This is a genomic window from Parafrigoribacterium soli (assembly GCF_040227235.1).
Taxonomy (GTDB): Bacteria; Actinomycetota; Actinomycetes; order Actinomycetales; family Microbacteriaceae; genus Parafrigoribacterium_A; species Parafrigoribacterium_A soli.
Genome location: NZ_JBELNZ010000001.1, coordinates 136,863 through 161,453 on the forward strand (window position 1 = coordinate 136,863; position 24,591 = coordinate 161,453).

At 68.0% G+C, this 24,591-nt stretch carries 27 protein-coding genes; 9 read left to right on the plus strand and 18 right to left on the minus strand.

Translation table 11 applies throughout. The features are described 5' to 3' along the window. Position 1 precedes the first annotated feature (1 nt). From ABUA37_RS00645 to ABUA37_RS00665, 5 genes are all read right to left on the minus strand, one after another. Positions 2-808 carry an HpcH/HpaI aldolase/citrate lyase family protein gene (locus tag ABUA37_RS00645; RefSeq protein WP_349897171.1) on the minus strand — a complete coding sequence of 269 codons (807 nt, stop codon included), beginning with the start codon at positions 806-808 and terminating at the stop codon, positions 2-4. Next, complete coding sequence (locus ABUA37_RS00650) at positions 805-1,287, minus strand: MaoC family dehydratase (protein WP_349897867.1); 483 nt, start codon at positions 1,285-1,287, stop codon at positions 805-807. The genes ABUA37_RS00645 and ABUA37_RS00650 overlap by 4 nt, the downstream gene beginning before the upstream one ends. An 82-nt stretch (positions 1,288-1,369) precedes the next feature. After that, complete coding sequence (locus ABUA37_RS00655; RefSeq protein WP_349897172.1) at positions 1,370-2,590, minus strand: acyl-CoA dehydrogenase family protein; 1,221 nt, start codon at positions 2,588-2,590, stop codon at positions 1,370-1,372. Then, on the minus strand, positions 2,587-4,584 hold the full coding sequence (locus tag ABUA37_RS00660; RefSeq protein ID WP_349897173.1) for an acetyl/propionyl/methylcrotonyl-CoA carboxylase subunit alpha: 1,998 nt from the start codon (positions 4,582-4,584) through the stop codon (positions 2,587-2,589). Before ABUA37_RS00660 ends, ABUA37_RS00655 begins: the two co-directional genes overlap by 4 nt. Positions 4,585-4,589: 5 nt before the next feature. Beyond that, positions 4,590-6,197, minus strand: coding sequence for a carboxyl transferase domain-containing protein (locus ABUA37_RS00665; protein WP_349897174.1), 1,608 nt, complete (start codon positions 6,195-6,197; stop codon positions 4,590-4,592). A gap of 170 nt (positions 6,198-6,367) precedes the next feature. Between ABUA37_RS00665 and ABUA37_RS00670 the strand changes: the two genes are divergently transcribed. Further along, positions 6,368-6,955 carry an SACE_7040 family transcriptional regulator gene (locus ABUA37_RS00670; RefSeq protein WP_349897175.1) on the plus strand — a complete coding sequence of 196 codons (588 nt, stop codon included), beginning with the start codon at positions 6,368-6,370 and terminating at the stop codon, positions 6,953-6,955. A 2-nt stretch (positions 6,956-6,957) separates the two neighbouring features. Here the strand turns inward: ABUA37_RS00670 and ABUA37_RS00675 are convergent, their stop codons facing one another. Further along, complete coding sequence (locus ABUA37_RS00675; RefSeq protein WP_349897176.1) at positions 6,958-7,611, minus strand: 4a-hydroxytetrahydrobiopterin dehydratase; 654 nt, start codon at positions 7,609-7,611, stop codon at positions 6,958-6,960. A gap of 96 nt (positions 7,612-7,707) precedes the next feature. On the opposite strand from ABUA37_RS00675, the gene ABUA37_RS00680 reads away from it, so the two are divergent. After that, positions 7,708-8,214: a mycothiol transferase gene (locus tag ABUA37_RS00680; RefSeq protein ID WP_349897177.1), complete on the plus strand. Its 507-nt coding sequence runs from the start codon at positions 7,708-7,710 to the stop codon at positions 8,212-8,214. An 81-nt stretch (positions 8,215-8,295) separates the two neighbouring features. Here ABUA37_RS00680 and ABUA37_RS00685 read toward each other — a convergent pair whose 3' ends face one another. Genes ABUA37_RS00685 through pdhA form a run of 3 tightly spaced genes read right to left on the minus strand, consistent with a single transcriptional unit; the run spans position 8,296 to position 11,819 of the window. Further along, a complete protein-coding gene (locus ABUA37_RS00685) occupies positions 8,296-9,639 on the minus strand; it encodes a dihydrolipoamide acetyltransferase family protein (protein WP_349897178.1) in 1,344 nt (447 codons plus the stop codon). Then, positions 9,640-10,632, minus strand: coding sequence for an alpha-ketoacid dehydrogenase subunit beta (locus tag ABUA37_RS00690; protein WP_349897868.1), 993 nt, complete (start codon positions 10,630-10,632; stop codon positions 9,640-9,642). A 50-nt stretch (positions 10,633-10,682) separates the two neighbouring features. Beyond that, positions 10,683-11,819, minus strand: a complete 1,137-nt coding sequence (pdhA, locus tag ABUA37_RS00695; RefSeq protein ID WP_349897179.1) for a pyruvate dehydrogenase (acetyl-transferring) E1 component subunit alpha — start codon at positions 11,817-11,819, stop codon at positions 10,683-10,685. A 284-nt stretch (positions 11,820-12,103) separates the two neighbouring features. Between pdhA and ABUA37_RS00700 the strand changes: the two genes are divergently transcribed. Continuing rightward, positions 12,104-13,780 carry an FAD-binding dehydrogenase gene (locus ABUA37_RS00700; RefSeq protein WP_349897180.1) on the plus strand — a complete coding sequence of 559 codons (1,677 nt, stop codon included), beginning with the start codon at positions 12,104-12,106 and terminating at the stop codon, positions 13,778-13,780. Positions 13,781-13,829: 49 nt separating this feature from the next. Beyond that, the gene (locus tag ABUA37_RS00705) at positions 13,830-14,249 is read left to right on the plus strand and encodes a nitroreductase family deazaflavin-dependent oxidoreductase (protein WP_349897181.1); all 420 of its coding nucleotides are present in this window, start codon (positions 13,830-13,832) and stop codon (positions 14,247-14,249) included. Between the two features lie 4 nt (positions 14,250-14,253). Here ABUA37_RS00705 and ABUA37_RS00710 read toward each other — a convergent pair whose 3' ends face one another. After that, positions 14,254-14,931 carry a hypothetical protein gene (locus tag ABUA37_RS00710; RefSeq protein WP_349897182.1) on the minus strand — a complete coding sequence of 226 codons (678 nt, stop codon included), beginning with the start codon at positions 14,929-14,931 and terminating at the stop codon, positions 14,254-14,256. A 77-nt stretch (positions 14,932-15,008) separates the two neighbouring features. Here ABUA37_RS00710 and ABUA37_RS00715 point away from each other — a divergent pair, with 77 nt between their 5' ends. After that, the gene (locus ABUA37_RS00715; protein WP_349897183.1) at positions 15,009-15,878 is read left to right on the plus strand and encodes an acyl-CoA thioesterase; all 870 of its coding nucleotides are present in this window, start codon (positions 15,009-15,011) and stop codon (positions 15,876-15,878) included. Positions 15,879-15,885: 7 nt separating this feature from the next. Here the strand turns inward: ABUA37_RS00715 and ABUA37_RS00720 are convergent, their stop codons facing one another. Together ABUA37_RS00720 and ABUA37_RS00725 are read right to left on the minus strand one after the other, a co-directional pair. Beyond that, positions 15,886-16,587: an anti-sigma factor family protein gene (locus ABUA37_RS00720; protein ID WP_349897184.1), complete on the minus strand. Its 702-nt coding sequence runs from the start codon at positions 16,585-16,587 to the stop codon at positions 15,886-15,888. Further along, complete coding sequence (locus ABUA37_RS00725; protein WP_349897185.1) at positions 16,584-17,090, minus strand: sigma-70 family RNA polymerase sigma factor; 507 nt, start codon at positions 17,088-17,090, stop codon at positions 16,584-16,586. The genes ABUA37_RS00720 and ABUA37_RS00725 overlap by 4 nt, the downstream gene beginning before the upstream one ends. Before the next feature lie 149 nt (positions 17,091-17,239). Here ABUA37_RS00725 and ABUA37_RS00730 point away from each other — a divergent pair, with 149 nt between their 5' ends. Further along, positions 17,240-17,698 (plus strand): Rieske (2Fe-2S) protein, encoded by a 459-nt coding sequence (locus ABUA37_RS00730; RefSeq protein ID WP_349897186.1) that lies wholly within the window; start codon positions 17,240-17,242, stop codon positions 17,696-17,698. Further along, positions 17,698-18,186 (plus strand): hypothetical protein, encoded by a 489-nt coding sequence (locus ABUA37_RS00735; RefSeq protein WP_349897187.1) that lies wholly within the window; start codon positions 17,698-17,700, stop codon positions 18,184-18,186. Before ABUA37_RS00730 ends, ABUA37_RS00735 begins: the two co-directional genes overlap by 1 nt. A 25-nt stretch (positions 18,187-18,211) precedes the next feature. Here the strand turns inward: ABUA37_RS00735 and ABUA37_RS00740 are convergent, their stop codons facing one another. From ABUA37_RS00740 to ABUA37_RS00760, 5 genes are all read right to left on the minus strand, one after another. Further along, complete coding sequence (locus ABUA37_RS00740) at positions 18,212-18,688, minus strand: acyl-CoA thioesterase (protein ID WP_349897188.1); 477 nt, start codon at positions 18,686-18,688, stop codon at positions 18,212-18,214. A 3-nt stretch (positions 18,689-18,691) separates the two neighbouring features. Further along, entirely contained in the window at positions 18,692-20,374 is a 1,683-nt protein-coding gene (gene ettA, locus ABUA37_RS00745; protein WP_349897189.1) for an energy-dependent translational throttle protein EttA, read from the minus strand. 93 nt (positions 20,375-20,467) lie between these two features. Further along, the gene (locus ABUA37_RS00750; RefSeq protein WP_349897190.1) at positions 20,468-20,944 is read right to left on the minus strand and encodes a DUF6993 domain-containing protein; all 477 of its coding nucleotides are present in this window, start codon (positions 20,942-20,944) and stop codon (positions 20,468-20,470) included. A 127-nt stretch (positions 20,945-21,071) separates the two neighbouring features. Continuing rightward, positions 21,072-21,584, minus strand: coding sequence for a single-stranded DNA-binding protein (locus ABUA37_RS00755; RefSeq protein ID WP_349897191.1), 513 nt, complete (start codon positions 21,582-21,584; stop codon positions 21,072-21,074). Positions 21,585-21,678: 94 nt separating this feature from the next. Continuing rightward, positions 21,679-21,891, minus strand: coding sequence for a methyltransferase (locus tag ABUA37_RS00760; protein WP_349897192.1), 213 nt, complete (start codon positions 21,889-21,891; stop codon positions 21,679-21,681). A 133-nt stretch (positions 21,892-22,024) separates the two neighbouring features. Here ABUA37_RS00760 and mgrA point away from each other — a divergent pair, with 133 nt between their 5' ends. Next, a complete protein-coding gene (mgrA, locus tag ABUA37_RS00765; RefSeq protein ID WP_349897193.1) occupies positions 22,025-23,035 on the plus strand; it encodes an L-glyceraldehyde 3-phosphate reductase in 1,011 nt (336 codons plus the stop codon). A 28-nt stretch (positions 23,036-23,063) separates the two neighbouring features. Here the strand turns inward: mgrA and ABUA37_RS00770 are convergent, their stop codons facing one another. Further along, positions 23,064-23,714, minus strand: a complete 651-nt coding sequence (locus ABUA37_RS00770) for a histidine phosphatase family protein (RefSeq protein WP_349897194.1) — start codon at positions 23,712-23,714, stop codon at positions 23,064-23,066. Between the two features lie 139 nt (positions 23,715-23,853). On the opposite strand from ABUA37_RS00770, the gene ABUA37_RS00775 reads away from it, so the two are divergent. Then, on the plus strand, positions 23,854-24,591 hold the full coding sequence (locus ABUA37_RS00775; protein WP_349897195.1) for a sigma-70 family RNA polymerase sigma factor: 738 nt from the start codon (positions 23,854-23,856) through the stop codon (positions 24,589-24,591).

Genomic DNA, 24,591 nt, shown 5'->3' on the forward strand with positions numbered 1-24,591 from the left:
CTCAGCTTTCGCCTCTCTGCACGACCTTCTCGGCGTGACGCAGCACGGGACCGTCGACCATCTGCCCCCTGAAGCGGAACACTCCGCGCTGGCTCGCTGCGGCATCCAGTAGTTCGCGGGCGAGCGCGACCTGCGCGGGAGTGGGGCGATACGCCTCTCGGACGATCGCGACCTGGTCGGGATGGATGCACGCGGTCGCGGCAAAGCCGACCGCGGCGGCATCCGCGGCCTCCCCGGCGAGCCCGTCGAGGTCGGCGATGTCGAGGTGCACGGTGTCGATTGCGGCCTTGCTCGACGCCCCGGCGGCGATGAGGATGCTCGAGCGGGCGTGGTCTGCGATGTGGCGGTAGCGGCCATCGTCGAACCTGGTGGAGTTGCCGCCGAGGGATGCGACGAGATCCTCTGCGCCCCACATGAGTGCGACGACGTTCTTGGCCGCGGCGAGCGCGGGCGCCGCGAGCACGCCGCGCGCGGTCTCGCACAGGGCGATCACGCTGTAGCGGTCGAGCCCCGAGAGCTGCTCCGGCTCTTCGGCCTTCGCCACCATGATCGTGCGATAGCCCGTCTGCCCGAGGGCCATGAGATCGTCGGCGAAGTATCCGGACGTGAAGGCGTTCACGCGCACGATCGTGGTGTCGGGATCGAGCGGGTGGGCGATCATCGCGTCGCGGGCCGCGGCCTTGCGCGAGGCGCCCACGGCATCCTCAAGATCGAGGATCACCGCATCCGCTCGCTCCGCCGCCTTCTCATAGCGGTCGGGTCGGTCGGCGGGGCAGAACAGCAGGGCGGGGCCGAGTTCGAAGGTCATCGCTCCGCCTCCGCTTGCGGCGCGCACCACATGAGCGCGGACCGCACGGCGCGAGCGACAAGCTCGTCGTGCTGGTTGCGAGCGAGGTGTTCGAATGTGACGATGCCCTGGCCCGGCCTCGACTTCGACAGCCGCTTCTCGAGCACCGTCGACTCCGAGTACATGGTGTCGCCGTGAAATAGCGGATGCGGAAAGGAGATCTCACTGAAGCCCAGGTTCGCGACCGTCGTGCCCTGCGTCAGCTGGCCGACCGAACTGCCGACCATCGTCGCGAGGGTGAACATGGAGTTCATCAGCCGCTGGCCGAATGGCTGCGTCTCGGACCAGGCGGCGTCGAGATGCAGCGCCTGCCCGTTCATGGTGAGGGTAGAGAACAGCACATTGTCCGCCTCGGTCACGGTGCGGCCCGGGCGGTGCAGGTAGCGCACTCCGGGTTCCAGCTCCTCGAACCAGAGGCCGCGCTGCACGACCTCGCGCACCGCATCCGTCTTCTCGTTGTCGTTCTGCTTTTCGGGTTCGTTCTGCTTTTCGGGTTCGTTCTGCTTTTCGGGCTCGTTCATGTCACTTCGCCTTCGTCGCTCTGCTCGCGTGGGTCTCGCCGAGACCGAGCGATCGTGCGATGACCATGAGCTGTACCTCGTTGGTGCCCTCGCCGATCTCCAGGATCTTCGAGTCTCGGTAGTGGCGGCCGACGAGGCTCTCGTTCATGAAGCCGTAGCCGCCGAAGATCTGCGTCGCATCCCGCGCATTCTGCATCGCGGCGTCGCTCGCGACGAGCTTCGCCATCGCGGCCTCGGCCTTGAACGGCAGGCCCGCGTCGCAGCGCCGCGCCGCGTCATACCAGGCCAGGCGTGAGGTGTAGACCCGCGCGCGCATCTTCGCGATCGTGAAGGCGATGTACTGATGGGATGCGATGGGCACGCCGAAGACGACCCGCGACTTCGCGTAGGCGATGGCCTCGTTGAGGCAGCCCTCCGCGGCCCCGGTCGCGAGCGCGGCGATCGCGACGCGACCCTCGTCGAGCGCCTCGAGGAAGTTGGCGAAGCCGCGGCCGCGTTCCCCGAGAAGGTTTGCCGCGGGCACGCGCACCTCGTCGAAGGTCAGCGGATGCGTGTCCGAGGCCCGCCAGCCGACCTTGTCGTAGGCGGGTTCGACGGTGAAGCCGGGGGTGCCGTGCGGGACGATGATCGTCGAGATCTCCTTGGCGACGCTGCCATCGGCGCGCGTGCGTTCGCCGGTGACCGCCGCCACGGAGACAAAGCTCGAGATCGGCGTGCCGGAGTTCGTGATGAACTGCTTGCTGCCGTTGATCACCCACTCGTCGCCGTCGAGCCTCGCCGTGGTGCGCGTGCCGCCGGCATCCGACCCGGCCTCCGCCTCGGTGAGACCGAAGCCCGCAAGCGCGCGGCCTGCCACGAGGTCGGGAAGCCACCTGGCCTTCTGCTCGTCTGTTCCGTGCCGATAGAGAGGGAGGATGCCGAGACCGACCGCCGCCTCGAGCGTGATCGCGAGCGACTGGTCGACCCTGGCGATCGCCTCGATGGCGAGGCACAGGGTGAGGAAGCTTCCCCCCTGCCCTCCGTACTCCTCGGAGACGGGCAGCCCGAAGAGGCCCATCTCGCCCATCTGCGCGACGATGTTCATCGGCAGTCGATGGGTCTTGTCGGCCTCGTACGATGCCGGCGCGACGACCGTGTCGGCGAAGTCCTTCACCATGTCGGCCAAAGCCTGCTCGTCCTCGGTGAGGCCGGAACTGAGGCTCTGGGTGAGCTCGTGGCTCATGATTTCTCCTCTGTATCTGTGTCGCTGGTAACGGTGATGCTGGCGAGCAACTGGTCGAGTTTGACCAGGTCACCGGGGGTGGCTGTAATGCTGACGGTCCCGGCGACCGGCGCCGTGAGTTTGTGCTCCATCTTCATGGCCTCGACGGTGAGGATCGTGTCCCCCGCCTCGACGAGGTCGCCGTCGGCGACCGAGACGGTGACGACGGTTCCCGGCATCGGCGAGCGCACCTCCGGATGCCGCGGCTTCTCGGCCATGTCGATCTGCGCGAGCAGCTCGGCGGCCTGCGCCTCACGGCTCAGGATGCCGAGCGGCCAGCTGAAGCCGCGCTGTCCGAGCCACAGCGTGTCGCCCTCTCGAGCCACCGCCCAGGCGCTCGAGACGCCGTCGAGTTCGAGGCGCACGGTGCCGCCGTCACCATCGATCCGCGCCGAGTGCTCCGTGCCGTCGATCGTGACCGTCGCTCCCGCGACGAGCACGTCCGCGCGATCGGAGGCCGAGGTCGCGAAGCAGAACCTGCTCGCACGAGGCGTGCCGCCCATCCGCCACCCGCTGCGTGTGTGCCAGACCCCGGCCTGGTGCGGCTGCGCATCCTGATACAGTGCCGCGACGGCGAGCAGCGCGACATCCGGATGCCGAAAGGCGAGAGTGGGCAGCCTGCGTTCGATGAGGGTCGTGTCCAGGTCGCCGGAGCGCACATCCGGGTCGGCGAGAAGAGCGCGCAGGTACTCGACGTTCGTGCGTACGCCCAACACGGTCGTGGCGCCGAGAGCGCCGTCGAGCCGCGTGAGCGCCTCGTCGCGGTCTGGGCCCCAGGCGATGACCTTGGCCAGCATCGGGTCGTAGTGCGGAGAGACGGTGAGCCCGGCGACGAGGGAGCTGTCGACGCGGACGCCCTCGCCCCGCGCCTCGGCGAGCGCAATGACGGTTCCGGTGCTCGGCAGGAAGCCGCTCTCCGGGTCCTCGGCGTAGACGCGCGCCTCGATGGCGTGACCGGTGAGGGTCACGTCGTCCTGCGTGATGGTGAGGCGCTCCCCCGCGGCGACGCGGAGCTGCCACTCCACAAGGTCGACTCCGGTGACGAGTTCCGTGACCGGATGCTCCACCTGCAGCCGGGTGTTCATCTCCATGAAGAAGAACTCGTCCGGCGCATCCGCGGAGACCAGGAACTCGACCGTGCCCGCCCCGACGTAGTCGACGCTGCGGGCGACCGTGCAGGCCGCCTCGCCGATGCGTGCCCGCGTCTCGGCGCTCAGGAGCGGCGATGGCGCCTCTTCGATGACCTTCTGGTGGCGCCGCTGCAGGGAGCACTCCCGCTCGCCCAGGTGGATGACGTTGCCGTGGGTGTCCGCGAGCAGTTGCACCTCGATGTGCCTGGGCGCGGTGACGAGTCGTTCGAGCAGGAGCGTGTCGTCGCCGAAGGCCGCGGACGCGATGCGGCGAGCGGTCGCGAGCGCCTCGGTCAGCTCGGTCGCGGCGAGCACGGGCACCATCCCCTTGCCACCGCCCCCCGCCGACGGCTTCACCAGGATCGGAAAACCGAGCCCGATTGCCGCGGCCTCGAGCTCGGCGTTGCTGAGGCCGGGCGAGGAAACGTCCTCGATCACGGGAACGCCCGCCTTCGAGACGTGCTGCTTCGCGCGGATCTTGTCGCCCATGAGTCCGAGCGCCGTGACACCGGGCCCGATGAAGACGATGCCCGCCGCCGCGCACTTCTCCGCGAACTCCGCGTTCTCGGACAGGAACCCGTACCCGGGATGGATGGCCTGCGCTCCACTTGCCCGTGCCGCGGCGATGATCGCGTCGGCGTTAAGGTAGCTGTCGTGCGCGGGGGCCGGCCCGATCCGAACGGCCTCATCGGCCATCGCGACGTGTTTGGCTCCGCGATCCGCGTCGCTGTAGACGGCGATGCTGCGGATGCCGTTGTCACGCAGGGTGCGGATGACGCGGCAGGCGATCTCGCCGCGGTTGGCTATGAGGACTCTCTCGAACATCCGCGTCACATCCTGAACAGGCCGAAGGAGGTCTCGGGCAGCGGCGTCCTGGAGCACACGTCGAGGGCGAGGCCCAGCACGGTGCGCGTGTCAGCCGGGTCGATGATGCCGTCGTCCCAGAGCCTCGCCGTGGAGTAATAGGGGCTTCCCTGTCGCTCGAACTGCTCGGTGATCGGCGCGCGGAACGCCGCCTCGTCGTCGGCGGACCACTCCTCGCCGCGACCCTCGAGTTGCTCGCGCTTGACGGTGGACAGCACGGAGGAGGCCTGCGGACCGCCCATGACCGAGACGCGGCTCGCGGGCCACATCCAGAGGAAGCGCGGCGAATACGCGCGGCCGCACATCGAGTAGTTGCCCGCGCCGAACGAGCCGCCGATGACGACGGTGAGTTTCGGCACCCGGGTGGTGGCGACGGCGGTGACCATCTTCGCGCCGTGCTTGGCGATGCCGCCCGCCTCGGCATCCCGGCCCACCATGAAGCCCGAGATGTTCTGCAGGAAGATCAGCGGGATGCCGCGCTGGTCACACAGTTCGATGAAGTGCGCGCCCTTGAGCGCGGAGTCGCTGAACAGCACGCCGTTATTGGCCACGATGCCCACCGGATGCCCGTGCAGCCTCGCGAAACCGGTCACGAGGGTTGCGCCGTACTCCCGCTTGAACTCGTGGAATTCGGATGCGTCGACCAGTCGCGCGATCACCTCGCGCACGTCGTAGGCGGCCTGCAGGTCCGTGGGCACGACGCCGTACAGCTCGCCCTCGGGAGCGGCGGGTTCGCGGCTCTCGATCACGTCCCAGACGGGCCGTTCGGGCTCGGGCAGGGTCGCGACGATGTCGCGCAGGATCTGAAGTGCGTGCTGATCGTTTTCGGCGAGGTGGTCGACGACGCCGGAGGTGCGAGCGTGCAGTTCGCCGCCGCCCAGTTCCTCTGCCGTCACGACCTCGCCGATCGCGGCCTTCACCAGCGGCGGACCGCCGAGAAAGATGGTGCCCTGGCCGCGCACGATGACGGTCTCATCGCTCATCGCGGGCACGTAGGCCCCGCCCGCGGTGCACGAACCCATGACCGAGGCGAGCTGCGGGATCTTCGCCGCCGAGAGTCGCGCCTGGTTGTAGAAGATGCGTCCGAAGTGGTCGCGGTCGGCGAAGACCTCGTCTTGCATGGGCAGGAAAGCGCCACCGGAGTCGACGAGGTAGATGCAGGGAAGGCGATTCTCGAGGGCAATCTCCTGCGCACGCAGGTGCTTCTTGACCGTCATGGGAAAGTAGGTGCCACCCTTGACCGTGGCGTCGTTCGAGATGACGAGCACGTGCCTGCCGTGCACGAGACCGATGCCCGCGATCACCCCGGCCGCCGGAGACTCGTCGCCGTACATGCCGTTCGCGGCAAGCGGGGCGATCTCGAGGAACGGGCTGCCCGTATCGAGCAGCTGGTCGATGCGTTCGCGCGGGAGGAGCTTTCCGCGCGAGAGGTGACGCTCGCGTGAGCGCTCCGGGCCGCCGAGGGCCGCGGTCGCGAGTCGCTCTCTCAGCTCGGCGACGAGGCTGCGCTGGGACTCGTCGTTGCGGCGGAAGACGTCGCTCGACGCATCCGCTGGGCTGCTCAGGATCTCCATCAGCACTCTCGATCGGCACTCTCGCGACCGGTGTTCGACCGGTACGCTCTGGCGTTGGTGCTGTTCGCACCATTGCGTATTTCGGTTAGTTGTGACTAACTGACTTTTAGGTTAGTCATGATTAACTGGAATGTCTACCGCGTCGAGCGGCTATTCGGGAGAGGGGCAGCATGAACGAGGATGTCGTGACGACGCCCCGCGGTCGCGCCAAGGCCGATCGCCGCGAGGCCCTGCTGTCTGCCGCCGCTCGACTCTTTGCCGAGAACGGCTTCGCGAGGGTCTCGCTCGAAGACCTCGGCGCCGCCGTGGGCATCAGCGGTCCGGCGGTCTATCGGCACTTCGACAGCAAGCAGGCGGTGCTCGCGGCGCTCCTCGTCGGGGTGAGCGAGGACCTCGTGGCTGGCGGGCTGTCGGTCGTCGAGGACGCCGCGGACGACGGCGCTGCGCTGCGGGCGCTCATCCGATTTCATGTGCAGTTCGCTCTCGCCAACCCCGACGTCATTCGCGTGCAGGACCGCGACCTGGCGAGCCTCGCCGACGACGATCAGCACGCCGTGCGAACGCTGCAGCGCGAGTACGTCGAGCTGTGGGTGGCGGTGCTCGGTCGGGTGCATCCCGACACCGACACGGAGTCGCTGCGCATTCGCGCCCACGCCACCTTCGGCCTGATCAACTCGACGCCGCACAGCGCGCGCGCCCGCGATCTGGACGCGACCCGCGGCATCCTGGAGCAGATGGCGGCGGCCGGGCTCAGCTGAACTCAGTCGGCGGTGCAGATGCAGAGCTCGTTGCCCTCGACGTCGGCAAGCACCCACCACTCCGGCGCGTACTCGTCGGTCATGAGCGTGCCGCCCGCCGCGAGTACGGCATCGACCCGGGCCCGCGCATCCGTCGTCGGCACGTACACGTCAAGGTGGATGCGGTTGCGGTCGAGGCGCGGCGGCTCCATCTCCTGAAACCAGATCTTCGGTGCGATGCCGCGGGGATCCACGAGCTCGACCTCGTCCCCCGTCACGCTCTCGACGTAGCCCATGCCCACGCGCCAGAAGTCCCGGATGTGGTCGGCGTCGAGCGTGTCGATGGCGATCGTGTAGCGGGCGGTCGGCACGCTGTCCGCACGTGCGCCCAGCTCATCCGCTATGGACTGGATGCGCGTGGCGAGCTCGACGTCGCGCTCGGTCACTCCCCCGGCGTCGTGCGAGCTGAGCTCGAAGGCGACCGAACCATAACCGAGACGAACCTCAGGGTGGTGGTTCATGGCATCCGCCGCTTCGGCGACGCGGGCGACGAACGCGCTCGCCGTCGCGAAGTCGTCGGTCGAGTAGCTCGCGTGGAGCGCCGGTGAGAGATGCACGAACGCCGTTCCGCGCAGACGCTCGGCGGTGTCGGAGGAAGAGAGCGTTGACTGGACCATGATTCAACTGTGCCCTGCCAGCGGTAGCGGCTCAAGCACAGTCGGCACATTCAGAGCCAGTCACAGTCAAGCCAGTCACAATCAAAGGAGCAACGGATGAACGGCAACGAGATCCTGGTGGACGCGATCGGGCGGGTGCGCGGCATCGTGCACTCGGCAGTCAAGGGCCTCAGCACCGAGCAACTCGCCACCAAACCCTACGAGAACGGCAACACGGTGGCCTGGCTCGTCTGGCACCTCACGAGGGTGCAGGACGACCACATCGCGGACGCGGCGGGCTTCGAACAACTCTGGACCTCGGCCGGATGGGCCGAGCGCTTCGAGCTGCCGTTCGAGCCCGAGGCCACGGGCTACGCGCAGGGACCACAGGATGTCGCTGCCGTGCGCGCGGAGGCGAGTCTGCTGCTCGAGTACCACGACGCCGTGAGCGCGCGCACCGTCGACTGGATCGGCGGGCTCGGAGCCGACGAACTCGACCGCGTCGTCGACGAGTCCTGGGACCCTCCGGTGACCCTCGGCGTGCGACTGGTGAGCGTCATCTCCGATGACCTGCAGCACGCGGGGCAGGCGTCCTTCCTGCGCGGGCTGCTCCTCGCGCGCTAGCAATCCCGAATCCGGGTCAATCCGTCCGATCTGGGCCGACGCGCTGACCCAAACTGGACGAAGTGGCCCCGATTGCGGCAGCTACACCATCGTGAGGAGCATGCCCGGGTCGGAGAGGATGGCTCCCACGTCGGCGAGGAACCGCGAGCCCTGCTCGCCGTCCACCAGTCGGTGATCGAAGGAGACGCTGAGGGTGAGCACCTGCCTCAGCGCTATCTCCCCGCGGAACTCCCACGGCATCCGTCTGACCGCGCCCATCGCGAGGATCATCGCCTCGCCCGGGTTCAGGATGGGCGTGCCCGCGTCGATGCCGAAGACACCGATGTTCGTGATCGAGATCGTGCCGCCACCGAGGTCGGCCGGACTCGCCTTGCCGGCGCGCGCGGTCTCCACGAGGCCGGACAGCGCCTCGGCCAACTGTGCCAGGGACAGGCGGTCGGCATCCTTGATGTTCGGCACCACGAGTCCCCGCGGCGTCGCTGCGGCAATGCCGAGGTTGACGTAGCCGAACTCGACGATCTCCTGCGCGCTCTCGTCCCAGCGAGAGTTGACGGATGGCGTGCGCGAGACCGCGATGCACAGAGCCTTCGCGACGACCGTGAGCAGGTTGACGCGCAGGCCGCTGAACTCGCGGCTCTGCTGGAGCTTTGCGATGAGCTCCATCGTTGGCGTCACATCGATCGTCAGGAACTCGCTCACGTGCGGCGCCGTGAACGCGCTCGACACCATCGCCGCCGCCGTGTGCTTGCGCACGCCACGGATGGGGGTGCGAGTCTCGCGGGGGCGATCGGATGCCGCTGGCTGCGGTCCGGACGAACCGCAAGCCGCCGCGCGCTCGACGTCGTCCCGCGTGATCAGACCGCCATCGCCCGTGCCGACGAGGTCGGTCAGTTCGATGCCGAGATCGCGCGCGAGCTTGCGCACGGGAGGGGTGGAGCGCGGCTGGGTCGCCGCCTGCCCTGTGGGCCGGGGCGCGGCGTCGGGTGTGTCGTCGAGGAAGGTGCGCGGACGACGCTTCGGTCGCGCACCGCCCTCGACGGGTGGCCCGTAGCCGACGAGAACGGGCTCGCGTTCCACGCGCGCCGCTTCGGTCCCTAAGCCGGTCGGAGGGCCGCCCGCTTCGACAAGCTCAGCGACCGAGGTCGGCTCGGCGACCGGGGCGGACTCAGCAACGGCCGCCTCGTCGTCGACCTCGAAGGTCGCGATGCACGAGCCGACCTCGACGGTCGAGCCGGCGTCGACGTGCAGCCGGGTGATCGTGCCCGCGAAGGGCGAGGGCAGTTCAACGAGGGCCTTGGCGGTCTCAACCTCGGCGATGATCTGGTTGAGTTCGACGGCGTCTCCCGCCGTCACCCGCCAGGAGACGAGCTCCGATTCGGTGAGTCCCTCGCCCAGGTCGGGCAGCGCGAAGTCCAAGCTGGCCATCTACCTCACCCGTCCGCTGAGCGAGTTGCGGCGCCCCATGACCCGATCGACGGCATCGAGCAGTCGGTCGAGATTGGGGAGGAAGTGGTCTTCGAGTTTCGCGGCCGGGTACGGCACGTCGAAGCCGGTCACCCGCGCCGGAGCCGCCTGCAGGTACTCGAAGCAGCGCTCCGTGATGTTCGCCGCGATCTCCGCGCCGATCCCGGCGAACTGCGAGGCCTCGTGGGTGATCACGAGTCGGCCGGTCTTGCGCACGGAGGCCTCGACGGTCTCGAAGTCGATGGGCGAGAGCGATCGAAGGTCGATCACCTCGATGGAGACGCCGTCGTCGACAGCGGCGAGCGCCGCATCCACGGATGTCGCCACGAGCGGCCCATAGCTGACGAGCGTCACGTCCGTGCCGGGCATCACCACGCGCGCGCGGTCCATCGGCAGCGAGTCGAGCTCCGTGGACACCTCACCCTTGCTCCAGTAGCGGCGCTTCGGCTCGAAGAACATCACCGGGTCATCGGAGGCGATCGCCTGCCTGATCATGGAGTGCGCGTCCTGCGGGTTCGAACAGCTGATGACCTTGAGCCCGGCGGTGTGCGCAAAGTACGCCTCCGGCGACTCGGAGTGGTGCTCGACCGAGCCGATTCCGCCGCCGAACGGCACACGGATGGTGATCGGCATCTTCACCGCGCCGCGCGTGCGGTAGTGCAGCTTCGCGACCTGCGCGACGATCTGGTTGAAGCCCGGGTAGATGAAACCGTCGAACTGGACTTCGCAGACCGGCCGGTAGCCGCGGAAGGCCAGCCCGACCGCCATGCCGATGATGCCGGATTCGCCGAGCGGCGCATCCATCACCCGGCGTTCGCCGAAGTCGCGCTGCAGCCCGTCGGTGACGCGGAAGACGCCGCCGAGTTTGCCGATGTCCTCTCCGAGGAGCACCACTTTGTCATCGTCTTCGAGCGCGCGGCGCAGGCCAGAGTTGATCGCCTTCGAGAGGCTCATCGTCTCCGTGGTCGGGCGGCCGTCGACGGGGGCATCGGTGAGTGTGGTGCTCATGCCTGGCTCCCCTCCCTCTCGAAGCCGGCTAGGTAGGCGGCGTACTGACTCTTTTGGCGCTCGATCCAGGGGTCTGGCGCGGTGAACACGTTGTCGAAGACCGAGAGCGGTTCGGGGTCGCTGAGGCCGATACATCCGGCCCTCAACTCCTTCGCCACCGCGTCTGCCTTGGCGGCGACCTGGGCGCGGAAGTCCTCGGTCATCGCTCCCTCGCGTTCGAGGAGCGCCTCGAGCCGGGTGATCGGGTCCTTCGCGGCCCACTCGGCCTTCGCCTCCGGGTCCACGTAACGACTCGGGTCATCGGATGTCGTGTGAGGCCCCATGCGATACGTCACAGCCTCGATGAAGGTCGGTCCGCCGCCGCTGCGGGCGCGGTCGAGCGCGATGCGGGTCGCGGCCATCACGGCGAGCACGTCATTGCCATCGACGCGCATGCTCGGGATGCCGAAACCGGGAGCGCGCTCGGCGATCGGTCGCTGCGCCTGCAGCCCCACGGGCTCGGAGATCGCCCACTGGTTGTTCTGGCAGAAGAAGATCACGGGGGCGGCGAAGCTCGCCGCGAAGACCATGGCCTCGTTCACGTCGCCCTGGGTGGTGGCCCCGTCGCCGAAGTACGCGATCGCGGCCGAGTCCGCACCGTCGAGCGCACAGCCGAGTGCGTAGCCCGTGGCGTGCAGGGTCTGGGCGCCGATGATGATCGCGGGCGTCGCCATCCCGATGTCGTAGGGGTTCCAGCCGGACTGCGCGGTACCGCGCCAGACGCGCATGAGGTCGACCAGTTCGACGCCGCGACAGTAGGCCACGGCGTTCTCGCGATAGCTCGTGAAGACGAAGTCGTCTTCACGCAGCGCACGCGCCGAGCCGACCTGCGCGGCCTCCTGCCCGATGAGCGGCGGCCAGAGCCCCAGCTGGCCCTGACGTTGCAGGGCGGTGGCCTCCGTGTCGATGCGGCGCACGACGACGTGATCCTCGTAGAGCGACTTCATGCGCTCCACGTCGATGTCGGCGATCCAGGGGTCGAAGCGCGGATTGGCCACGCGCTCGCCGGACGGCGTCAGAAGTTGGACTACATCATCCTGAAGCTCGAGAAGCTCGGTTTCCAGGTGGTCTGCGGATGCGGTGGTACGCAACATGGTCTCCCTAGGTCGCCGCCGCCCCGGTGGGTACACCAGGCACAGCACGATCTGTCACGGCGCCGGTGGATTGCACCGACGGCCGGGCCCCAAGCCTCGTTGCCCGGAGTTAAGGCGACGTTACCCGCGCTCCCTGTGAATCACAAGCACCGCCGCCGCGCCGCAATCCTGCTCGTAACTCGGGCAATCCGCGCCGAACCGAGCGTGTCTACCCGCCACACGCGTGCATCCGCCGCTCTTTTCCTGAATTATGAACATGCGGATCCAAACAAGGGAGTTTCCGGATGCCAGAACACGCAGCAGCACCGCTCGCGCCCCAGCACAGCGACGCGATCATCGTCGGCGCGGGACTCGCCGGGCTCGTCGCGGCAGCGGAACTCGTCGACGCGGGCAAGCGCGTGACGATCGTTGAGCAGGAGCCCGAGGCGAGCTTCGGGGGCCAGGCCTGGTGGTCGTTCGGCGGCCTGTTCCTGATCGACTCGGCCGAGCAGCGCCTCATGGGTGTGAAGGATTCGCTCGAGCTTGCGCGCCAGGACTGGTTCGGCACCGCCGGTTTCGACCGGGACGAAGACGAGTGGGCGCGCCAGTGGGCCGAGGCCTACCTGCGCTTCGCCGCGACCGAGAAGCGGGACTGGCTGCGCGGCATGGGGGTGAAGTTCTTCCCCGTGGTCGGCTGGGCCGAGCGCGGCGGCTACACCGCCACCGGGCACGGCAACTCGGTGCCGCGCTTCCACATCGTCTGGGGAACCGGCCCCGGCGTGCTCGACCCCTTCATCGCGCGCGTGCGCAAGGGCGTCGACCGCGGACTCGTGACCCTCGCCTTCCGGCACCGGGTCGACGAGCTCATCCTGAGCGATGGTGCCGTCGTCGGCGTGCGCGGCGCTGTGCTCGCACCGGATGCCGCCGGCCGCGGCGAGGCGAGCAACCGCGACGAGACGGGCAGCTTCGAATCGCGCGCCGCGGCCGTCATCGTTGCGAGCGGCGGCATCGGCGGCAACCACGAGCTCGTGCGCAAGAACTGGCCGAAGCGCCTGGGCGCACCGCCGAAGGAGATGATCACGGGCGTCCCCGCCCACGTCGACGGCCGGATGCTCGCCATCACCGAGAGAGCCGGCGCGCTCCTCGTGAACGAGGACCGCATGTGGCACTACGTGGAGGGCATCCGGAACTATGCGCCCGTGTGGGCGAGCCACGGCATCCGCATTCTTCCCGGTCCATCGTCCCTCTGGCTCGACGCGACGGGCAAGCGCCTGCCCGTGCCGCTCTTCCCCGGCTTCGACACGCTCGGCACGCTTGAGCACATCGTCTCGACCGGCTACGACCACAGCTGGTTCATCCTCACCCAGAAGATCATCGAGAAGGAGTTCGCGCTCTCGGGCAGCGAGCAGAACCCCGATCTGACCGGCAAGGACGTCGGGCTGCTGCTGCAGCGGGTCAAGAAGGGAGCGCCGGGACCGGTCGAGGCGTTCAAGGCGAAGGGCGCGGACTTCATCGTCGCCGACACCCTCGCCGAGCTCGTCGAGGGGATGCAGAAGCTCTCCCCCGAGGTCGTCATCGATGCCGAGCGAGTGGAGACCGAGGTGCTCGCGCGCGACCGCGAGCTCGACAACGACTTCACCAAGGATGCCCAGATCAACGCGATCAGGCAGGCCAGGCACTACCGCGGTGACAAGCTCATCCGCGTCGCGAGTCCGCACAAACTGCTGGACCCGAAGGCCGGGCCGCTCATCGCGGTGAAGCTGCACATCCTCACCCGCAAGAGCCTCGGTGGCATCCAGACCAACCTCGACGCGCAGGCACTGGATGCCGAGGGTCGTCCGATCACCGGTCTCTACGCCGCAGGCGAGGCGAGCGGCTTCGGCGGTGGTGGCCTGCACGGCTACCGTGCGCTCGAGGGCACCTTCCTCGGCGGCTGCCTGTTCAGCGGCAGAGTCGCAGGTCGAGCCGCGGCAGCGCTCTGATGATGCGCCGCCGGGGAATAGTGCCGACCAGACGGGAGTTCTGAACGTCATGAGCAACTGGAACGACTCCATCATCGCCGAGTTTCACGACAACGATGGAAAGGTCGGTGGCCCCTTCGCCGGTGCCCACCTCCTGCTGCTGACGACGACGGGCGCGAAGTCCGGCCAGCCCCGCGTCGCGCCGATGATGTACTTCACCGAGGGCGATGCGGTGTACGTGATCGCATCGAAGGCCGGTGCGCCGACCAACCCGGACTGGTACCACAACCTCATCGCGAACCCGGCGGTGCACGTGGAGCAGGCGACGGATGCCGGCATCGTCAGCTACGACGCGACCGCAGAGGTTCTTGAGCGTTCCGAGCGCGACCGCTTGTTCGGCACCTTCAGTGCCGCGAATCCCGGATTCGGCCAGTACCAGGAGAAGACCGCGCGCGTCATTCCGGTGGTCGCGCTCCACCGCGCGGCCTGAGCGCTCAGCGCTGCAGGCTCCAGGCGCGCCGCTTGATCAGCACGTGGCCGCGACGGGTGGTGAGCCGGGTCCACGGGCCGGTCTCGTAGAGCCGCACCGCGTCATCCGCACCGAGGAAGCCGAGCGCGTGGGCAGCGAAGGCGCCACCGGCCGGCACGTGCTCAAGGCCGTCGATCGGCCTGCCCCAGACCTCCGTGCGCACCCGGCGCACGAGCTGCTCGCCGGTGCCCTCTGGTATCGCCGCGGCGACCTCGTCGATGCCGGCCTTCGCGACGGATTCGAAACGCGCGTGATCGGCGTCGCCGACCATCCGCCAACCGCCTCGCGGCGGGGAGATCGCCGACCAGGTCATCGTGTTGACCTCGATCGGAAGGGTGATGTGCACCGGCGCGGTCGGATCGGTGACCTCCGACTGCAGTCGGCTGAGCCGCTGCTGAAGCGAGCCGAGCGGCACGACGACGTCGAACTCGTCCCTCGTGGTGAGGGCGAAGGTACGAAGCCCGAGCACTGTCGGCGTCTCGTCGAGCAGGCCAGCGGGATACAGCACGGCGACGTACACGGCGAGCACACCGGAGCCGGAGATCAGGCGCACCGAGCCGTCCTCCACGCGCGCGGCGCGGCTGAGGAAGACGTGCAAATCACCGAGGGAGAGGGAGTCTGCGAGAGAAAGTGTGCGGCTCATGTGCACTCTAAACTACCTACAACGGCGGGCTTCCACCTACCTGTGAAGCCCAATCGCGATTCGCACCGGGAGAATTCATGACCGACCCTCTCGCCAGCCTGCTGACGGCACTCGACCTCACCGACACGCAGGCGCGCACCGAGGAGGACATCTTCATCGGGCCGAGCCAGTGGATGCCGCTCGGTCGCGTCTTCGGTGGTCAGGTGCTCGCCCAGTCGCTCGTCGCGGCCCAGCGCACCCTCCCCGAGGGTCGCAACGTGCACTCGATGCACGGCTACTTTCTGCGTCCGGGGAACGTCGAGCTGCCGATCACCTTTTCCGTCGCTCGCATTCACGACGGTCGCTCCTTCTCGACCAGACGCACCCAGGCGTACCAGGATGGGCTGCCCATCCTGTCGATGATCGCCTCGTTTCAGGACGAGGAACTCGGCTTCGAGCACCAGATCGACATGCCCGCCGACCTGCCGCAGCCCGAGTCGCTACCCTCCGCAGCGGAGGCGCTCGGTGAACTCGACCATCCCGTCGCGAAGTACTGGGCCACGCAGCGACCGTTCGACATGCGGCACGTCGACAAACCGGTCTTCCTCTCCCCCGACGGCCCTCGCGTGGCGCACCAGGCGGTGTGGCTCAAGGCCGTGGGCACGCTGCCCGACGACGAGAACCTGCACCGCGCGGCACTCGCCTACCTGAGCGACTACTCAATTCTCGAACCCGTCTTCCGCCGCCACGGGCTCGCCTGGTCGACACCCGGACTCAAGGTCGCGAGCCTTGATCATGCCATGTGGTTCCACCGCTTCGGCCGGGTCGACGAGTGGCTGCTCTACCTGCAGGAGTCTCCTACGGCGACGGGGGGTCGAGGGCTCTCGGAGGGGCGTATCTACACGCGCGAAGGAGTGCTCCTCGCGAGCGTCGCCCAGGAGGGCATGGTGCGAGCGCCTCGCGAGTAGCTGGGCTCTAGGGCCGCCCGCTCAACAGCACCTCGCCCGTGTCGGCCGAACGCACGTCGACCTCCGCGATCTGCGGCACGCTGAGGCTCGTCGTCCCCGCCGGCTCGGCATCGTGGCCGGGCCCCGCCGACCAGGTGGCGATCTGCGTGGCGTGGCCGGCGACATCCGTCACCCACATCGCGTAGTAACCGGTCGTCGCCGCCGAACCGTACCCGGTCGCGTCGGCCGCGCCGTAGCGGCAGTCCATCTCGATGCGCGTGCCCCAGGCCTGCGGAACCAAGCGGATGCTCGCCTTGAGCGGTCCTGGCGACATTTGGTCGAGCGCAACGGTGCTCGTCGCGGGTTCCGCGGATGGCGCCTGCGGCGTCGCCGCGGGAAGGAGCTGCGGCACGATGAGTACCGCGGTGAGCGCCGCGGCGGCGGCGAGCCCCACGAGCGTGATGACTCGCACACGACGCCGTCGGACCGAGCGCACGAGTCTCGGTAGCAGCGTTTGCGGCACCTCGGGCGACTCGCCCCGCAGGAGCACGCTCGCCTCGCTCACCGGAACCTTCGCGAGCAGCGCCGGCATCCCCGCGAGCTCGGCCACCGCGGCTGCGCAGGACGGGCAGTCGTCAAGGTGCCGTTCGTATTCGCGGCGCTCGGCCGCCGCCAGGGAGCCAAGGAGGTAGGCGGCATCCCACTCGCCGTACGGATCGGTCGCGCTCACTGGGTCACCCCGCGTTCCTGCAGGGCCAGTCGCAATGCTCGCAAGGCGTAGTGCAGTCGCGACTTGACGGTGCCATCGGGGATGCCGAGCTCCCGCCCGATCTCCGCCGTAGACTGCCCCAGGTAATACGAGTGCACGACGACGAGGCGATGCTCGTGCGAGAGCGCCGTGAGTGCATCGGAGACGAGCCAGGCGTCGAGGAGAGCGTCGGTCTGGTCGGCGATCGCACGCTCGGGTGGCGCATCCGTGGTGATCTCGTTGCGCGTCCTCGCGCTGCGAGCGTGGTCGACGACGAGGTTGCGGGCCACGGTAAAGAGCCAGGCGCGGGCGGATGTCTCGGACTGATCGAGCACGCGGGGCCTGCGCCAGGCGCGCAGCAGCGACTCCTGCACGATGTCTTCGGCGAGTTCGCGGTCGCCGGTCAACCACACGACGTAGCGCCACAGTGCCGGGGCGTGCTCGTCGTGCAGCACCCGCAGCAACTCGGCCTGCTCATCCGGCACGGCACACCTCCCACAGAGACCACGTCATGACGCCGTATTCGGTTCACTTACCGGGCGGCGTGAACCAATCGCACATCCGGTTCGTGGTTATGGTGAACGGTGCCCGCATCGCGTCGAGCACTACTGTGCCACCTAACCCAGGGATCAACATGAACTCCTCCTCGCCTCTTTCCCGCCGCGCCGCACTCTCCGTGGGAGGTGCGACCGTGCTGGGCGGCAGCGCCGTTCTGCTCGCCGGTTGCAGCGCAGACGGCGCCGGTGATGCGGGTGGCGGCGGTAATGCGGGTGGCGGCGGTAACGGCCCCGAGTTGACCAAGGGTGCGACGGTGCTGAAGCTCGCAGACATTCCCGTCGGCGGCACGGCATCCGCCAAGGTGGACGGCAAGCCGCTGCTGCTCGCCCAGCCCACCGAGGGCAAGGTGGTGTGCTTCAGCGCCATCTGCACCCACCGGGGCTGCCCCGTGGAGGCCGCGGCCAAGGACTTCGAGTGCCCGTGCCACGGCTCCACCTACGCGGCGGCCACCGGTGCGGTCACGCACGGCCCTGCGGAGAAGGCGCTCGCCAAGGTCGCCGTCAAGGTATCCGGCGACTCGGTCGTCATCGCCTGATGATCGACTACGAGATCGCGGGGCTGCCGCTGCACGTGCTGCTCGTGCATCTCACGGTGATCGTGGTGCCGGTTGCCGCGCTTGCGACCGTGCTCACAGCCGTGTGGCCGACCGCCAGGCGACGACTCGGAGTCGTCACGCCGATCATCGCCCTCGTCGCGCTTATCGCCGTGCCCATCACCGTCGAGGCCGGCGAGTGGCTCGAGGAACGGGTGGGTGAGACCGCGCTCGTGGAGGCGCACGCCGCGCTCGGCAAGACGCTGCTGCCCTGGGCCGTCGCGGTGTTCGCCGTCGCGCTCGTTCAGTGGGCCTGGTTTCGCTTCGGCGCACCGCGGATGCCCGCACGGTCCTCGCGACTCGTCGTCACGATCGTGCTCGCCGTGGCCGTCGCGGTGACCGCGGTGGGATCGGTGCTCACCGTCGTGCAGATCGGCGAGTCTGGAGCGCGGGCCGTGTGGACCGGATCGTTCCAGCAAAACCCGCGGTAGGCATCCGGGCGCCTGCGAAAGAGCGTCAGCCGCGCTTGGTGAAGGCCACCGGCTCCTCGACGTAGGGCGACCAGGCCTCGCGCAGCTCATCCGTGATGCGCTGCGGTTTGCCCGTGGACGCCTTCACCATGACGAGCGTCGTCGCCGCCTTCGTGAACAGTGTGCGCGGCGTGACGCCGAGGGGCGAGTAGATCTCGTAGCAGATCTCGAGGCTCGCGCCACCGATGCGTCCGATCCACATCTCGATGTCGATCGGCGCGCGCATGTACGGAATCGGCGCCAGGTATTCGATCTCCTGCCGGGCGATGAGAGTGATGAACTCGGCGCCGGGCCGGGAGTCGAGCACCGCCGTTGCCGCCGCCGCGGTGCTTCCCTCGTCCGGCCGCCAGAACGCCTGGATGCGTGCCTCTTCGAGCAGGCGCAGCATCTCGGCGTTGTTGACGTGGGCATACGCGTCGAAATCGGACCAGCGCAGCGGGATCGCGAGGTTGAGACGCGTCACGGATTAGTCCCTCGTGAGCTTGCGGTAGGTGGAGCGGTGCGGCTTGGCCGCATCCGGCCCGAGCCGCTCGAGCTTGTTCTCCTCGTATGCCTCGAAGTTACCCTCGAACCAGTACCAGTTGGCCGGGTTCTCCTCGGTGCCCTCGTAGGCGAGGATGTGCGTGGCGATGCGGTCGAGGAACCACCGGTCGTGAGTGATGACCACCGCGCAGCCGGGGAACTCGAGCAGGGCGTTCTCGAGACTGCCGAGGGTCTCCACGTCGAGGTCGTTGGTCGGCTCGTCGAGCAGCAGCAGGTTACCGCCCTGTTTGAGCGTGAGCGCGAGGTTCAGTCGGTTGCGCTCACCACCGGAGAGCACGCCGGCCTTCTTCTGCTGGTCCGGACCCTTGAATCCGAACTGCGAGACGTAGCCGCGGGAGGGAATCTCGGTCTTGCCGACCTGGATGAAGTCCTGGCCATCCGAGACGACTTCCCACAGTGTCTTATTGGGGTCGATGCCGCCGCGGCTCTGGTCGACGTAAGAGATGTCGACCGTCTCGCCGATCTTGAGTTCGCCGCCATCGAGCGGCTCGAAGCCGACGATGGTCTTGAACAGCGTGGTCTTTCCGACGCCGTTCGGGCCGATCACGCCCACGATGCCGTTGCGCGGGAGGGTGAAGCTCAGCCCGTCGATGAGGATGCGCCCGTCGAAGCCCTTCTCGAGCTTCTTCGCGTCGATGACCTGCGCGCCGAGGCGAGGACCGACCGGGATCACGAGTTCTTCGAAGTCGAGCTTTCTCGTCTTCTCCGCCTCGTTCACCATCTCTTCGTAGCGGGCGAGCCTGGCCTTCGACTTGACCTGGCGGCCCTTGGCGTTGCTGCGCACCCATTCGAGCTCGGAGGCGAGGCGCTTGGCGAGCTTCGCATCCTTCTTGCCCTGCACCTCGAGGCGAGCGCCCTTCTTCTCCAGGTAGGTGGAGTAGTTGCCCTCGTAGGGGTAGAGGTGACCGCGGTCGACCTCGGCGATCCACTCGGCCACGTGGTCGAGGAAGTACCGGTCGTGAGTGACGGCAAGCACGGCGCCGTGGTACTGCGCGAGGTGCTGCTCGAGCCAGAGCACGCTTTCGGCGTCGAGGTGGTTGGTCGGTTCGTCGAGCAGCAGCAGGTCGGGCTTCTGCAGCAGGAGCTTGGTGAGCGCCACTCGGCGCTTCTCACCACCGGAGAGGTTCGAGACGGTGGCGTCTCCGGGCGGGGTGCGCAGTGCATCCATCGCCTGTTCGAGCTGCGAGTCGAGATCCCAGGCGTCGGCGGCGTCGATCTCCTCCTGCAGGCTGCCCATCTCGGCCATCAGCGCGTCGAAGTCGGCGTCGGGCTCGCCCATGGCGAGCGAGACCTCGTTGAAGCGGTCGACCTTGGCCTTGATCGGGCCGACGCCCTCCTGCACGTTCTCGAGCACGGTCTTCGACTCGTCGAGTTCCGGCTCCTGCATGAGGATGCCGACGCTGTAGCCGGGCGTGAGCCTCGCCTCACCGTTGCTGGGGGTGTCGAGTCCGGCCATGATCTTCAGGATGGTGGACTTACCGGCACCATTCGGGCCGACCACACCGATCTTGGCGCCCGGGAGGAACGACATCGTGACGTCGTCGAGAATGAGCTTGTCGCCGACCGCCTTGCGGGCGCGCACCATCGAGTAAATGTATTCGGCCATGGCTCTAGTCTACGAAAGACGGGGACGCCGCCCGACCGACTGAGAGCCGGTTCGCTGCCGGCACAGCGCGGCGGACAGTGTGCGGCCAGCGCGCTACCAGTCGATCGGACGCGTCTGGCCCACCAGGCAGGCGCCGCTCGTGAGCGCAGCCTGGATCGAACTCGTGTATTCGGAGCCGCTGAACTGCCCGAGCAGGCAGTCAGTACCGATGCGCACCGAGAACAGCACGGAGTCGGCGGCGCGGTTGATCGTCGTCTTGTCCGGCGTCAGCTGCATGTTCGCCCGGTCAAAGCCGGCCGCAACGAGCGCATCGATGACATCCCTGCCACCGGCGGACGGGTTGGCGGCACGCACGCCGCGACTGACCGAGTCGAAGACGGGTTTGTTGCCCTTCGCCGTGCCGTCGGGGTAGTACTTCGGCGCCGGCGTGGGCGTGCTGCTGGGCCGGGCGGATGCCGAAGCTTCACCCTGGCTCGGCTTCGGAGAAACGGGAGCACCAGTGCAGCCGACGAGCGCGAGGATGAGCAGGCTCGCACCGACGAGAGCGACCGAGAACCGCGGGCTGCGCATCGTCGCTTCCTCTCGGCAACGGCTGGCGATCAGCCGGTGATATCTCCGCCGCGCCGGACTGGCGGAGCGGTCGCAAAGAGTCTACGGGCACGACTCGCATCATCGTGCCCGTCGCCTCGCGGCCGTCTCAGAATGGCGCGGCAACGCTGTCTGCGTCGGCCGCCTGCTGTGAGTCTTCCGCCTCAAGCGCCTCCCTCGTCGGGAAGTCGCCCTCCGTCGACCCGGTCGCCGCACCGGCATCTGCCTCGGCCGCCTTCGTGCTGCCGTCGCGCACCGGTGCGCTCACGATGGTGCGGGAGAACGCGGTCGTGCCCCAGCTGAGGTCGTGGCCTACGGCATCCGCCTCGACTTCGATCGTCGTGCCTGAGCGGTCCCCGACCTCCCAGCCGCGGATGCGAAGGCGGCCGGAGACGATGACCCTGTCCCCCTTGTTGACGGAACCCGCGGCGTTGACGGCGAGCTGACGGAAGGTCGTGATGGTGAACCAGTTGGTTTCGCCATCCGCCCACCTGCCCTGCGCGCGATCGAAGCGACGATGGGTGGAGGCCAGCCTGAAGCTGGTGATGGGCAGGCCTTCGCCCGTGACGGTGTGCCTCGGTGGCGTGGCCACGAAGCCGATGAGGGTGATGTTGTCTGTCATGCCGACAGTGTTGTCGAACGATGACGCTCACGATTGGGCCCGCCGCCGAACTGGGGACGAGTGGGCAGAGCGGGCCGCGGTTGAGGACCGGTGGCTAGTGCTCGCGGAACTCCGGCCACTCCGAGCCGGGTTCGAGGCTCGCGTGCAGGGCGCTCTTGACCACCTCGAGCGAGGGGTAGGTGCCGCGATAGTCGTCATCGCTCAGCAGCTTGAAGGTGTAGCCCTCGTCGGTCTGATGAATAGAACCGACTGCTCCGGCCGGCCCAGAGGCCACCCAGGTCTTGACGATATTCGTCTCTGTCGCCATCCCGGACTCTCCTTTCACGACCCGCCACGTTCGGCGGTTACCGCAAGAACTCCTGACCCTTCGAGCCTACGTGGTTCCGCCCGGGGAAGCCATGATGCACGGCGCTGTCGGCGGGCCAGCCTAGGCTGGGAACATGGGATCCCCTTATAACGCCGCAACCGATCGCTACGACTCCATCGAGTACAAGAGGGTGGGGCGCAGCGGGCTCAAGCTCCCGGCGGTCTCGCTCGGACTGTGGAACAACTTCGGCACCGATCGGTCGCTCGACACCCAGCGCGCGATCCTTCGCCGTGCCTTCGATCTGGGCGTGACCCACTTCGACCTCGCGAACAATTACGGCCCGCCCGCGGGCGCCGCCGAGAGCAACTTCGGCCGGATCTTCGCCGAGGACTTCCGCCCGTACCGCGACGAGCTGATCATCTCCAGCAAGGCCGGCTACGACATGTGGAGCGGCCCATACGGCGACTTCGGCTCGCGCAAGTACCTGCTGTCGTCACTCGACCAGAGCCTCGATCGGCTCGGTCTCGACTACGTCGACATCTTCTACTCGCACAGGCCCGATCCGGAAACCCCGATCGAAGAGACGATGGGGGCGCTCGCGACCGCCGTAACCTCCGGCAAAGCGCTCTACGTCGGCATCTCCAACTACGATCCGGAGCAGACGCTCGCGGCGCACAGGGCGCTCGCCGAACACAAGATTCCGCTCCTCATCCACCAACCGCGCTACAACATGTTCGACCGCCACATCGAGGACGGCCTGTTCCCGGTGCTGGACGAACTCGGCATGGGCAGCATCGTCTTCTCGCCGCTCGCGCAGGGCCTGCTGACCGATCGCTACCTCGCCGGAATCCCGGCGGACTCGCGCGCGGCAGAGGGACGATGGATGACCGAGAAGAACATCGACGCCACCTACCTCGAGCGCGCCAGGGCCCTCAACGAGATCGCCCAGGGACGCGGCCAGAGCCTCGCCCAACTCGCGCTGAGCTGGGTGCTTCGACAGCCGCAGGTCACCTCGGCCCTCATCGGTGCGAGCAGCGTCGCGCAGCTGGAGAACAACCTCGGCGTGCTCTCCTCGCCGGCGCTCAACAGCGACGAGATCGCCGCGATCGAACCCTTCGCCGTGCACGACACCGGCTCCAACTAGCCGCCCGGGGAGGCCCGCTCGACTCCGACTACCGTCGGTCCTTCAGCTGATCGCCGAGCCAGGAGTCGAGTTCGCCGTCGAGTTGCCAGCCGTTCGCGGCCAGGCGCAGCCGCAGCACGGCGCCGTTCGGCCATCGGAGGGTGCGCACCGCGCTCGCCCGCAGGCCGAACGCCCGGGCCGCAACCGCCTTGAGCAGGTAGCCGTGTGCCACGACGACCGTGGTGCCCGATTCGGCCGAGCGTTCTTCGAGGAAGCGGTCGACCCTGGCTGCCACCGAGTCCCATGCCTCACCGGACGGGGCGGCGGGCGACGCGTCGCCCGCAAACCACCGCTCGAACTCTCGTGCGCGCGGACCGCTGCCGAGTTCCTGCTTCGTCGCGCCCTCGAATACTCCGAAGCCCACCTCCCGCAGCGCCTCGCAAACCGCGGCGGGTGCTCGCCCGAACGCGCCGAACTCGCGGAGGATTCGCTCGGTCTCGCGCGCGCGGCGCAGGGGGCTGACCAGCACCCGGTCGATCGTCATGCCGCGGAGCGTGGCCGCCGTCTGCTCCAGCACGGCGCGCGCGTCGTCGTGCAGGGCGACATCCGTGAAGCTCGTGAACCTGCCCTCGCGGTTCCACTGGGTCTCGCCGTGCCGCAGCAGGACAAGCTCGACTCCTCGGGTGGCATTCGGCGCCATCTGTCACATCCTCGCGTCTTCTTTACCTCAGCTTCTCCCTCTTGGCAATGGGTGGGAAGAAGTGCTTCTCGGTGTTTGTGTACTAGAGGGGGTCAGGGAGTAGAGCACGTCTTTTCCGAACACTTGGAAGGGGTGAATGATGGCCGCGACACCATCCACAGAACACCAGCGGCAGGTTCGCGAAACAATCCTGCAACACCTGGACCTCGCAAACGCGATCGCCCACCGCTACACCGGCAGAACCCAGGATGCCGAAGACATCAGGCAGGTCGCCTACCTCGGGCTCGTGAAGGCCTCGCAGCGCTTCACGACCGACAAGGGCGAGGACTTCGCATCGTTCGCGGTGCCCACGATCTCGGGGGAGATCAAGCGACACCTTCGCGACAATGCGTGGTTCATCCGGCCACCGCGACCGGTGCAGGAGCTGCGCGCCCGGCTCAACAGCTCGGCCGCGAGCCTCGCGCAGGAGTTGGGCAGAACGCCCACCAACGACGAACTGGCGCGAGCACTGGGCGAAGACGTCTGCAGAGTCGAGGAGGCGGAGAAGGCGCAGCTCGGCTTTCGCCCCACCTCGCTCGATGTGCCGACGAATCTCGAGGGCAACGTGCCGCTCGCGGACACGATCGGCGGCCCCGATGACAGTCTGGAACGGGTGGAACTGGCCGCCATGCTCGCGCCGGCGATCGAGCGGCTCTCCTCGCGCGACAAGAGCATCGTGTACCTGCGTTTCGTCGAAGAGAAAAGCCAGCAGGAAATCGCGAGCCAACTTGGCGTGACCCAGATGCAGGTCTCCCGACAGCTGGCGAAGATCCTCGCAGCACTTCGTGCATCGCTCGCCTACGGAACGCGGCGGCACGACCTGCGCGCATCCGCCTGA

Coding starts and splice junctions, on each gene's coding strand:
- ABUA37_RS00675 (WP_349897176.1), bottom strand. CDS start 7,611: ATGGTCCAGTCAACGCTCTCTTCCTCCGACACCGCCGAGCGTCTGCGC.
- ABUA37_RS00730 (WP_349897186.1), top strand. CDS start 17,240: ATGAACTCCTCCTCGCCTCTTTCCCGCCGCGCCGCACTCTCCGTGGGA.
- ABUA37_RS00645 (WP_349897171.1), bottom strand. CDS start 808: ATGACCTTCGAACTCGGCCCCGCCCTGCTGTTCTGCCCCGCCGACCGA.
- ABUA37_RS00750 (WP_349897190.1), bottom strand. CDS start 20,944: ATGCGCAGCCCGCGGTTCTCGGTCGCTCTCGTCGGTGCGAGCCTGCTC.
- ABUA37_RS00705 (WP_349897181.1), top strand. CDS start 13,830: ATGAGCAACTGGAACGACTCCATCATCGCCGAGTTTCACGACAACGAT.
- mgrA (WP_349897193.1), top strand. CDS start 22,025: ATGGGATCCCCTTATAACGCCGCAACCGATCGCTACGACTCCATCGAG.
- ABUA37_RS00755 (WP_349897191.1), bottom strand. CDS start 21,584: ATGACAGACAACATCACCCTCATCGGCTTCGTGGCCACGCCACCGAGG.
- ABUA37_RS00775 (WP_349897195.1), top strand. CDS start 23,854: ATGGCCGCGACACCATCCACAGAACACCAGCGGCAGGTTCGCGAAACA.
- ABUA37_RS00735 (WP_349897187.1), top strand. CDS start 17,698: ATGATCGACTACGAGATCGCGGGGCTGCCGCTGCACGTGCTGCTCGTG.
- ABUA37_RS00655 (WP_349897172.1), bottom strand. CDS start 2,590: ATGAGCCACGAGCTCACCCAGAGCCTCAGTTCCGGCCTCACCGAGGAC.
- ABUA37_RS00665 (WP_349897174.1), bottom strand. CDS start 6,197: ATGGAGATCCTGAGCAGCCCAGCGGATGCGTCGAGCGACGTCTTCCGC.
- ABUA37_RS00670 (WP_349897175.1), top strand. CDS start 6,368: ATGAACGAGGATGTCGTGACGACGCCCCGCGGTCGCGCCAAGGCCGAT.
- ABUA37_RS00680 (WP_349897177.1), top strand. CDS start 7,708: ATGAACGGCAACGAGATCCTGGTGGACGCGATCGGGCGGGTGCGCGGC.
- ABUA37_RS00700 (WP_349897180.1), top strand. CDS start 12,104: ATGCCAGAACACGCAGCAGCACCGCTCGCGCCCCAGCACAGCGACGCG.
- pdhA (WP_349897179.1), bottom strand. CDS start 11,819: ATGTTGCGTACCACCGCATCCGCAGACCACCTGGAAACCGAGCTTCTC.
- ABUA37_RS00715 (WP_349897183.1), top strand. CDS start 15,009: ATGACCGACCCTCTCGCCAGCCTGCTGACGGCACTCGACCTCACCGAC.
- ABUA37_RS00770 (WP_349897194.1), bottom strand. CDS start 23,714: ATGGCGCCGAATGCCACCCGAGGAGTCGAGCTTGTCCTGCTGCGGCAC.
- ettA (WP_349897189.1), bottom strand. CDS start 20,374: ATGGCCGAATACATTTACTCGATGGTGCGCGCCCGCAAGGCGGTCGGC.
- ABUA37_RS00690 (WP_349897868.1), bottom strand. CDS start 10,632: ATGAGCCTCTCGAAGGCGATCAACTCTGGCCTGCGCCGCGCGCTCGAA.
- ABUA37_RS00760 (WP_349897192.1), bottom strand. CDS start 21,891: ATGGCGACAGAGACGAATATCGTCAAGACCTGGGTGGCCTCTGGGCCG.
- ABUA37_RS00660 (WP_349897173.1), bottom strand. CDS start 4,584: ATGTTCGAGAGAGTCCTCATAGCCAACCGCGGCGAGATCGCCTGCCGC.
- ABUA37_RS00710 (WP_349897182.1), bottom strand. CDS start 14,931: ATGAGCCGCACACTTTCTCTCGCAGACTCCCTCTCCCTCGGTGATTTG.
- ABUA37_RS00685 (WP_349897178.1), bottom strand. CDS start 9,639: ATGGCCAGCTTGGACTTCGCGCTGCCCGACCTGGGCGAGGGACTCACC.